This is a genomic window from Paenibacillus sp. SC116 (assembly GCF_024733555.1).
Taxonomy (GTDB): Bacteria; Bacillota; Bacilli; order Paenibacillales; family Paenibacillaceae; genus Paenibacillus_B.
Window position 1 is genome coordinate 575,612 of the sequence record NZ_JANIOF010000002.1, and the last position, 10,607, is coordinate 586,218.

Annotated in this window: 6 protein-coding genes; 5 read left to right on the plus strand and 1 reads right to left on the minus strand. The window is 43.6% G+C overall.

All coding sequences use genetic code 11. From position 1 onward, the window contains the following. Positions 1 to 52: 52 nt before the first annotated feature. On the plus strand, positions 53 to 2,113 hold the full coding sequence (gene ligA, locus NQ117_RS14215; RefSeq protein ID WP_258278682.1) for an NAD-dependent DNA ligase LigA: 2,061 nt from the start codon (positions 53 to 55) through the stop codon (positions 2,111 to 2,113). A 151-nt stretch (positions 2,114 to 2,264) separates the two neighbouring features. Here the strand turns inward: ligA and NQ117_RS14220 are convergent, their stop codons facing one another. Beyond that, entirely contained in the window at positions 2,265 to 3,308 is a 1,044-nt protein-coding gene (locus NQ117_RS14220; RefSeq protein ID WP_258278683.1) for a LacI family DNA-binding transcriptional regulator, read from the minus strand. Positions 3,309 to 3,905: 597 nt separating this feature from the next. Between NQ117_RS14220 and NQ117_RS14225 the strand changes: the two genes are divergently transcribed. From NQ117_RS14225 to NQ117_RS14240, 4 genes are all read left to right on the plus strand, one after another. Further along, on the plus strand, positions 3,906 to 5,189 hold the full coding sequence (locus NQ117_RS14225) for a sugar ABC transporter substrate-binding protein (protein ID WP_258278684.1): 1,284 nt from the start codon (positions 3,906 to 3,908) through the stop codon (positions 5,187 to 5,189). A gap of 105 nt (positions 5,190 to 5,294) precedes the next feature. Beyond that, positions 5,295 to 6,635, plus strand: a complete 1,341-nt coding sequence (locus NQ117_RS14230) for a carbohydrate ABC transporter permease (protein WP_258278685.1) — start codon at positions 5,295 to 5,297, stop codon at positions 6,633 to 6,635. Further along, positions 6,632 to 7,477 carry a sugar ABC transporter permease gene (locus NQ117_RS14235; RefSeq protein WP_258278686.1) on the plus strand — a complete coding sequence of 282 codons (846 nt, stop codon included), beginning with the start codon at positions 6,632 to 6,634 and terminating at the stop codon, positions 7,475 to 7,477. Before NQ117_RS14230 ends, NQ117_RS14235 begins: the two co-directional genes overlap by 4 nt. Positions 7,478 to 7,727: 250 nt before the next feature. Continuing rightward, the gene (locus tag NQ117_RS14240) at positions 7,728 to 10,187 is read left to right on the plus strand and encodes a glycoside hydrolase family 31 protein (protein WP_258278687.1); all 2,460 of its coding nucleotides are present in this window, start codon (positions 7,728 to 7,730) and stop codon (positions 10,185 to 10,187) included. Positions 10,188 to 10,607: the final 420 nt, after the last annotated feature.

The window sequence follows — 10,607 nt, forward strand, 5'->3', positions numbered from 1 at the left end:
TAACATGATAAATGTTTAACGTAACAAAGTTTAATGAGAGGGGCATGCCCAGATGGACGAAAGGCGACAAGCCCAGCAGCAGTCTGAACCAACGCAAGCGCATATGGAGCAGCTGATTGCGCAACTGAATCAATACAATTACCACTACTATACGTTGGACAATCCGATTGTTAGCGACAAAGAATATGATCATCTTTATGACGAATTAGTCGCTTTAGAGCAGGAATCAGGTACCATCTTAGCTGATTCCCCTACGCAGCGGGTTGGCGGAGAAACGTTAAGCGGCTTCGAGTCGCATCGTCATCTAGCTCGTCTATGGAGTTTGGATAAAGCGCAAGATATGGACAGCTTAGAGGCATGGCATCAGCGTGTACTGAAGTTGATTAATGACTATAACAGTAAAAATCCAGATAAGCAGCTGCCTGATCCGTCATTTGTAGTCGAGCTGAAGTTTGACGGATTGACCCTTAACTTGACGTATACGGATGGACAGCTTGTCCAAGCTTCTACCCGAGGCAATGGTGTTATGGGTGAGTCGATCTTGCCGCAAGTGAAGACCATTCAATCCGTACCGCTAACGATTCCGTATAAGGATGGTACGATCGAGGTGCAAGGCGAGGGTATTATGAACTTGTCTGTCCTGCAAGCATATAACGAGACAGCGGCAGAGCCGCTTAAAAATGCTCGTAACGCTGCAGCAGGCGCTCTGCGTAACTTGAATCCTCAAGTGACAGCGTCGCGAAAGCTATCTGCCTACTTCTACAATATTGGCTATGCGGAAAGCAAAATATTTGCCGACCATAAAGAAATGCTGCAATTTTTAAAAGATAACAAATTTAAAGTTAATCTGTACGCGGAATATTTCTCTAGTATGGACGAACTTAAAGCAGAGCTGCTGCGCATTCAAGAACGCCGAGCAAGCCTGGACTTCTTGATTGATGGAGCAGTTGTTAAAATTACCGATATGCGTACTCGTGAAGTGCTGGGCTATACAGATAAGTTTCCTCGCTGGGCAGTAGCTTTCAAGTTCGAAGCAGAAGAAACTTCTACGATATTGGAGTCGGTCAGCTGGAATGTAGGCCGTACTGGTAAAGTAACGCCGCTTGCACGTGTAGAAGCGGTTGAACTTGCTGGAGTAACGGTGCAAAATTGTACACTAAATAACATCGGTGACATTGAGCGTAAGAACTTGAAGCATGCATTAGGTTCTCGTGTATTTATTCGTCGTTCAAATGACGTTATTCCAGAAATTTTAGGGAAAGTGCCTGATGAACCTGAAGGCGAAGAGATCGTATTCCCTACAACTTGTCCTGCATGCGATTCAGAATTAGAGCTGCGAGGAGCCCATTTGTTCTGTAATAATAAGCTCGGTTGTAAACCACAAATCGTAGCTCGACTGTCGCACTTCGCTTCCCGTGATGCGATGGATATAGAGACGTTCAGTGAAAAGACAGCAGAGCAATTATATGATGAGCTGGAAGTGCGTGATCCAGCCGATCTGTTTGGCCTTACTTTTGAACAGTTGGTCGGATTGAACCGTTTTGGAGAGAAAAAAGCGAATAACTTGCTGCAGGCATTTGAAGCGAGTAAGACGAGAGAATTGGCAGCGTTCTTGAATGCGCTTGGTATCCCGAATACGGGTAAGACGACAACACGCGTATTGGCGGATCATTATCGCAGCCTTGAGGCAATCATGCAAGCAACTCCGGAAGAGCTGGTTAACCTTCCAGATGTGGGATCTATCGTTGCTGACAGCATCGTAGGATTCTTTAAGGATCCATTACAAAGCAACAGCATCGAACGCATGCTAGCTCATGGAGTAGCACCGCAAGTTGCGGTAGAAGAAGAGAAAGTAGTAAGTACCGACTCCTTCTTCTATGGCAAGACAGTCGTACTTACAGGCACGCTGCATCAGCTTACACGAGACGATGCAACAGCACAGTTGGAAGCTTGCGGCGCGAAAGTGACCGGAAGTGTCTCTAAGAAGACCGATCTCGTCATCGCAGGGGAGAAAGCAGGAAGCAAGCTCGCCAAGGCAGAGCAGCTTGGTATCCCTGTCATCACAGATGAGAATGAGCTCATTAGACTGTTAAACGAAGCACTCGGTCAATAAATAGTAAATGCCCTATGCTGCATTTCCACATTGCAGCATAGGGCATTTCTTTATTCATGCCAAAGCGATATTCATGTAAAGCTGTTCACAAGCATACGTATGTGTGGTACGAAATGAATTCACTAAATATCTCTTAACATAGTCCAATCATTTAGCCGATTGTTTTAACAGTTGATGCATTTGGTCCCGAGACGGATTCTCGCCAAATTAATTGATGCGGTACGATAATACGTGCTTGACCGTAGCCTTCGCCTTTTACCGTTGAAATAAGCGTGTGGGCAGCCGATTTCCCCATTTGATAAATACCGATATCGACGCTCGCTATAGGGGGGAGGCACATTTCCGACATAATGGTATTGTTGAAGCCAACAACACTGCATTGCTCAGGGACTAACATTCCGTTGTTCCACAACGTGCGAATGACGCCAAATGCGACCACGTCATCGATCGTTATAATAGCAGTCGGACGATTTTTCAAATTCATTAAATCCATAGCCGCTTGTGAGGCTGATTCAGGAGTAAAGCCAGCTTCACAGATGTACTCATTACGTAATGGCAAGCCTGCTTCGAGTAGTGCCTTGTGATATCCGCTAAAACGATCTTTTGACACTGTAAGGTTTGCAGGTCCGCTCATGAATGCAATGCGTTCGTGGCCTTGTTCTAAGAGCTTCTTCGTAACATCGTAAGATGCCGCTACATTGTCGTTATCGACAGAGACAATATCAGAATGATGTTCACTGCGGCCAACAAGTACAAATGGGAAATTTCTATCTTTTAGAAAAGAAATAATATGTTCATCTTGGCGCGAAGACAGCAAAATGATGCCATCAACGACGCGTCCCTGTACGAGACGACGAACGGCTGCTTCTTCTTCATCAGCATTAATACCTGTAGTCATCAGTACGTCATAGCCGCTGGCAGCAGCTTTCGTAACGATTCCGCGAATAATTTCCGAGAAGAATTGGTTGCGGAACAGCTCTTCCGCTGGGCGTGGCAAGATGATACCAAGATTATGGGTTGTCTTTGTTACAAGACTCTTGGCCATCATATTTGGGTGATAACCTAGCTCCTCCATAATTTTACGAACCTTTTTGCTTGTCTTTTGACTAATTCGCGAGTCGTTGGAAATGACGCGTGAAACGGTAGAGGGGGAGACGCCGGCCTTAAGTGCTACATCTACAATAGTAATAGCCATAGGTTGGATCCTCATTTCGAACAATATGTTCTGAGTATACCTGTAAGAGGCTCCTCATTAAAGTGTTTTTGGGTATTCAACATCCAGTATAGACGAAAAAAAAGTTTATGCAAACGATTTACAAGAAAAAAAATCCGATGTATACTAATTACACAGTAACCGCTTTCAAACACTTTCATGTAAAGGCGGTTATTTTTAAAAACATTTGTGCAAAGGTTTGCATAAAAAGATTGGCCAGCGAAGATCTCGTATAGTAAAGCAAAATTACTAATCGGAGAGGGGAGCTAAGGCGGTTAGCACCAAGGTGAATGATTTTAGCGGTAAATTGGTAAGTCTATAACACATAGCATTAGTATATGTAATCTATGTGAAGATATTATACAACTTACAGGATACCGATAACTCAAATTTGAGTAATGATTATCGTGGTGCAGAAGCTGAGGAGACCAGGGCACGATCGTATACATCGTTTTACGTACGAGTTCACAAAGAGGACGAGTTGAACAACCTCTTCAAGCAAGGGCTTCCTCCTTCACTACATAGAAGGAAAGCCAGAAATAATAACCACAGCATACAGAACGAAGGGAGTTTCTACACATGAAAAAGAAATGGGTTTCTCTGTTGTTATCTGCAATGATGGTATTTACTCTGTCGGCATGTTCATTGGGAGGCAAGGCATCTACGCCAGCACCTGAACAACCTGCTACTGAGACGACTACTGGTGATACGGGTGAGTTGAAGCCAGAAGAGGGAGCAAGCTTGCTAGTATGGGAGAGTAAAGAAGCTCGTCCATTCGTAGAGGCAATCAACAAAGAGTTCACTGAAAAATACGGTGTTCCTGTTAAGTTCGAAGAAGTATCTGGTGGGGACACAGCGAACAAATTGACTACAGACGGTCCTGCTGGTATCGGTGCAGACGTTCTTATGTTCCCGCATGACAACCTTGGTAAAGCGGTTACAGCTGGTCTAGTTGCGCCGAACGACTACTTCGAGGAAGAAGCACGTAAAAACAACTCTGAATTGTCCGTAAACGCTTCCTCCTTTGACGGTATTCTTTACGGATATCCTCGTTCGATTGAGACATACTTAATGTTTTACAACAAAAAACTTCTTCCTGACGGAGCTCCTAAAACAATGGAAGAAGTCATTGAGCTTTCTAAGACAATGAATGACCCTGCTAAAAAGCAATATACATTTATGTGGGAAATGGGTAACTTCTACTTCGACTTCTTCTGGATCGCTTCAACTGGAGGTTATATCTTCGGTCAGAACGATACAGACACAGCTGATATCGGCTTGAACAATGAAGGCGCAGTTAGCGGTTTGAAGTTCCAACAAGACTTTGTGAAACAAGTATTGCCGATGAAAACATCTGACGTAACGTTTGACATTAAAAAAGGTTTGTTCACAAATGGTCAATTGGCAATGAGTGTTGATGGTCCATGGGTAATTGGTGACTTGAAGAAATCTGGTATGGATTTCGGTGCTGCACCAATCCCGTCCATTCAAGGTAAGCCATCTAAATCATTCTCTGGTGTTAAAGCATGGTACGTAAACTCGTACACGAAATATCCGAATGCAGCTAAATTGTATGCTCAATTCGCATCTTCCAAAGAAGCGCAATTGAAAGAGTTCGAAATGATTGGTTCTGTACCAGCTAACATTGATGCAGCAGCAGATCAAAAAGTAACATCCGATCCAATCACAACAGCTATTTTGGAACAATTCAAGAACTCTTACTTGATGCCAGCTATTCCTGAAATGAGCAGTGTATGGAGCCCAATGGCAGCGGCATTCAGTGATGTGCTGAACAAAGGTAAAGATCCAAAACAGGCTCTAGACGGCTCTGTTAAACAGATCACAGACGCAATTAATCAATAATAGATAGGGAAGCCCGGAGAACAGGTCAGGTTTCTCTGGGCTTTTCCCTCATCATAAACATGATCTGTTTGTGCAGAGGGGCACATAGGAAAGGAGAGATGCCTAATGGATACTTCTATAAAACAAACGAATCCAGCCAGCACAGCAACTCGCGCAGCCGTTATGTCCGCGCTAGTGTGGGGCTTAGGGCAGTTCTATAACCGTCAGTTTGTAAAAGGAGCGCTTTTGCTCGCTACAGAAGTAATGATGTTGTTGTATTTAATTCCTGCATTGCCTCAGGCAGTATGGGGAATCGTTACACTTGGTGATACGCCTTCTAAGATGACAAAGGTAGGAAGAACGTATCAAATGGTGCAAGGCGATCATTCTATTTTCTTAATCATCGAAGGTTTGATTACATTATTCGTATTCCTTTTATTTATTTGGATGTTTGTTAGTGTAGTTCGCGATGCATACCGTGTGAGACAAACGATTGAACGCGGCGATCAAGAAAATAATTTCATCCAAAGCTTGCGTTATGTAGGAGAAAATAAATTTGCGCAGTTATTCCTTGCGCTTCCGGCTACAGGCGTGTTGTTCTTTACGATTATGCCAATTATCTTCATGATTATGTTGGCATTCACGAACTACTCTGCACCAAAGCATATTCCACCGGCGAATCTCGTTGATTGGGTAGGTTTCAAGAACTTTACAGACTTATTGACACTGGGTACATGGGCCGACACGTTTTACGGCGTACTTACGTGGACAATGATATGGGCAGTACTTGCAACGGTCAGTACTTATTTCGGTGGTATCCTTGTAGCACTTCTTATTCAACAAGCAGGTATCAAATTCAAGACGATGTGGCGTACAATCTTTATCATTCCATATGCAATCCCGCAAATGGTTTCGTTCTTGATTATGCGTAACATGTTCAATGGTGAGTTCGGACCGATTAATCAATACTTGTCCTACTTCGGCCTTGGCAAGGTGCCGTGGCTGTCTGATCCATTCTGGGCGAAAGTAACGGTACTGATGGTTAATACGTGGGTAGGTATTCCGGTATCCATGGTGCTTGTTTTAGGCGTATTGACGACGATTCCGAAAGACCTTTATGAAGCAGCTGAAGTTGACGGCGCGAGCGCATGGCAGAAATTCCGTGCAATTACAATGCCGATGGTATTGTACTCAACAGCACCAATTCTCATTATGCAATTCGCAGGTAACATCAATAACTTTAACGTTATCTTCTTGATGACAAATGGTAACCCAGCTAATGGTGACTATCAGTATGCGGGAAGTACAGACTTGCTCGTTACGTGGCTCTATAAGCTGACACTTGATAATCACAAGTACAATATTGCAGCAGCAATCGGTATTATCATCTTTATCATTGTCGCATCGTTGTCGATCTGGAATTACAGACGTACACGTTCGTTCCGAGAGGAGGATATGATCCAATGATAATGGGGAAAAAGAAAAAATCTATTATCCGTTTGACGCTAAGTTACATTTTACTAGGGTTGATCTCGCTAGCGGTATTCTATCCGACGTTATGGATACTCATGTCTTCTATTCGTCCTGGTTCGTCTATCTATAGTGAAACTTTAATCCCGTCGAATCCGACGTTTGAACATTACATTACTTTATTTACATCGAAGCAGTACATGTATGGTCAGTGGTACATGAATACACTGAAAATTGCGACATTTAATACGATCATCGCATTGTGTCTTGTCATTATGACTGCATATGCGTTATCTCGCTTCCGGTTCCGCGGACGCAAAACGTTGATGTCAACAATCCTTGTACTAGGAATGTTCCCTGGCTTCATGGCGATGATTGCCGTTTACATCTTGCTACTTCAGCTTGATTTGCTTGATTCCCACTGGGCATTGATATTGGTTTACTCAGCGGGGGCGCCGTTAGGTGCATTCTTGGTTAAAGGTTTCTTCGATACCATTCCGAAAAGCTTGGAAGAGGCTGCGCGTATTGATGGGGCATCTCATTGGACCATTTTCAGCAGAATTATGCTTCCATTGTCGAAGCCAATGATTACGTATATCGCACTTACGACATTCGCTGGTTCATGGGTAGACTTTATTTTTGCCAAAATGGTATTACGTACAAAAGAGAACTGGACACTCGCAGTTGGACTATGGGATATGGTTGCTAACAACTCTGCAAGTAGCTTTACGATGTTTGCGGCAGGTTCGGTTATGATCGCAGTTCCAATTACACTGTTGTTCCTATTCCTCCAACGCTTCTTGGTAGAAGGATTGACCGCTGGAGCAAGCAAAGGTTAATTTCATTTCTTCATCTAAAGAAGAAACTTAAATACGATATTACGATTATCAAATATCACAACTGTTTTAAAGCAGCAACACTGAGCGCTTGCTTGCAGTCGGATGTCATTAGGTCTAACAGAAACCAATCATTCGGCTGCAACAGCGATTAGCGAAGTGATGTTCACAATAATGATAGGCAATGATGCCATTGTTATGTTTAACCGCTTAAATAAAAAAGATTCGTATAGAGAGAAAGGAGGCCTCATCCATGTTGGATACAAGTGAAGCGATACATCCAGATGCGGCAGGTCAACAAGAAACGAAAAGTGGTCTGACTCTAGGACGTGTAACACGAGTTGAAGTACAAGGTGAAGCTCTCATTTTGTGGGGAGAAAGATTTAACCTAGCTGTAAAAGCAATCAATGAACAAATTATGCAGTGGAAAGTATTTTACGGCAACAAGCCAGACTGGCGCGCATCCGCAGCCATGATCAACCGTCAAGAAGATGGCACGCTTTCTGCGAAGCAGCTTAAGCATAGCGTTACAGAAACGACGGTGCTCGTTACTTATGGCGAACTTACGATGAATATCGATCGTCAAAATGGAACGTTTGACATGATGCAAAATGGACGCAAGCTATTTGCAGTGCGCAGTCTCCTTCGTCATGCTGAGCATCAAGGTGATTTCACAGCACAACTTACGATGGAATCCGAAGATCGTCTATACGGTCTTGGTGAAAAAACGGGCTTCCTTGATAAACGCGGTGAGCGCTATACAATGTGGAATACAGACGTATACGCACCACACGTGCCTGAAATGGAAGAATTGTATCAGTCCATTCCAATGATGGCTGTATTGCGCCAAGGCCAAGCTTACGGTTTGTTCCTTGATAATCCAGGACGCACAGTATTCGATATGCGCGTTCATGAAGATGCATTCATGATCCAAACTCGCACTGGCGATATGGATATGTACGTATATGCAGGACCAGACTTGAAAGAAGTCATTCGTCAATATACAGATATGACAGGTCGTATGCCATTGCCACCAAAATGGTCACTTGGTTACCACCAATCTCGTTATAGCTACATGAACCGCGAGGAAGTTATGAATTTGGCTCGCACATTCCGTGAGAAACAAATTCCATGTGATGTTATCCATCTTGATATTCATTACATGACAGGCTATCGCGTATTCACATTCGATGAAGAGCGTTACCCAGATCCAGCTGGTATGATGGCAGAACTTAAAGAAATGGGCTTCCACATCGTTCCGATCGTAGATCCAGGCGTTAAGCGTGATGCTAAATACCCGGCTTATATGGAAGGAATCGATAACAACTACTTCTGCAAATATGCTGAAGGTCAACTGTACATCGGTAAAGTATGGCCAGAGGAAAGTGCATTCCCTGACTTCACGGAAGAGCGAGTGCGCGACTGGTGGGGCGAGAAGCAAAGCTTCTATACAGACCTCGGTATCGAGGGTATCTGGAATGACATGAATGAACCAGCGATCTTCAATGAAACGAAGACGATGGATACGGAAATCGTTCATGGTAATGACGGTAACCGCAAGACGCATGGCGAAGTTCATAACTTGTATGGAATGAACATGTCCCAAGCGACTTTCGAAGGTTTGAAAAAAGAATTGGACGGCAATCGTCCATTCGTATTGACTCGTGCTGGTTACAGCGGTATTCAACGTTACGCAGCTGTATGGACAGGCGACAACCGCAGTTTCTGGGAGCATATGTCGATGGCTATGCCAATGGTGCTTAACCTTGGTATGTCTGGTGTGCCGTTCTCAGGTCCAGATATCGGTGGATTCGCGCACCATACAAGTGGTGAGTTGTTGACTCGTTGGACGCAAATGGGCGTATTCTTCCCGTTCGCACGTAACCACTCTGCAATCGATATGGTTCGTCAAGAGCCTTGGTCCTTTGGTGATAAGCACGAGAACATCCAACGTGAATACATTTCTCTTCGTTATCGTTGGATGCCTTACTTGTATCACTGGTTCCATGAAGCATCACAAACAGGTCTTCCAATCATGAGACCACTTGTACTTGAATATCCGAACGATCCAGAAACGTTCAACTTGTGCGACCAGTTCTTAGTTGGTGATTCTGTTCTTGTAGCACCGATCTATCGTCCAAGCACAGAATGGCGTTCTGTTTATCTACCAGCAGGTGAGTGGTATGATGAGTGGACACGTGAGCGTCTTGAAGGTGGACGTCATATCCATGCTCATGCGCCAATCGAAACAATGCCATTGTATGTACGTGCAGGTTCCGTCCGTATGGAAGAGTCTCTGCGTCAATATGCTGGTGAGGCGATTGAAGATGCAAGTGTAACAGCATGTGTATACTTGAAAGGTGAAGCGGGTAGCTTCCACCTAAACTGGTATGAAGATGACGGTTTGACTTACAAATATGAAGAGGGCGCGTACAATCTCGTAAGCACTGAGGTAGAACAAGGTACAGATCAAGTTCGCATCCAAATGAATTATAAGCATCAAGGCTATGATGCGAAGCGTTCCCATGTAAATGTTCACGTAATTGGTCTTACAGAAGCTCCTGCCCAAGTGCAGGGTGCTGGTGAGCAACTGCCTATGGAAGCATTGAATCAAGCTGCTAACGGCTGGTCTTGGAATGCAGAGAGCAAAGAACTAGTTGTGAAGTGTCAAGAGAGCGCTTCTCTATTAGATGCAGTAATTGTTCTTAAATAGTATATTAATAACCTAAATAGAGGCTGTCTTATCCTTCGTAAAGAGTGATAAGGCGGCTTCTATTTGATTTAAATAGCATTAGAGATTAGCTTTTTGATTAAATGGAATATTTTATTAGTTGCATCGAAGTTGTATTCGTGATAAATTAATTCTTGTCAGTTCGACGGCGAAACGAAAACAACGAGTTAAACAAAATGTTGTTGAAAAACGTCGAAAAAAAGAATTGACAGACAAGATCGTTTCTGATAACATATATAAATGTTCCGCACAAGATGTTGAATGTTTCAAGTTCCTTGAAAACTGAACAAATGACAAAGCAATGAGAATTAATTCTCGTCAGCAATACAAATGAGCAAGTCAAACACTTTTATGGAGAGTTTGATCCTGGCTCAGGACGAACGCTGGCGGCGTGCCTAATAC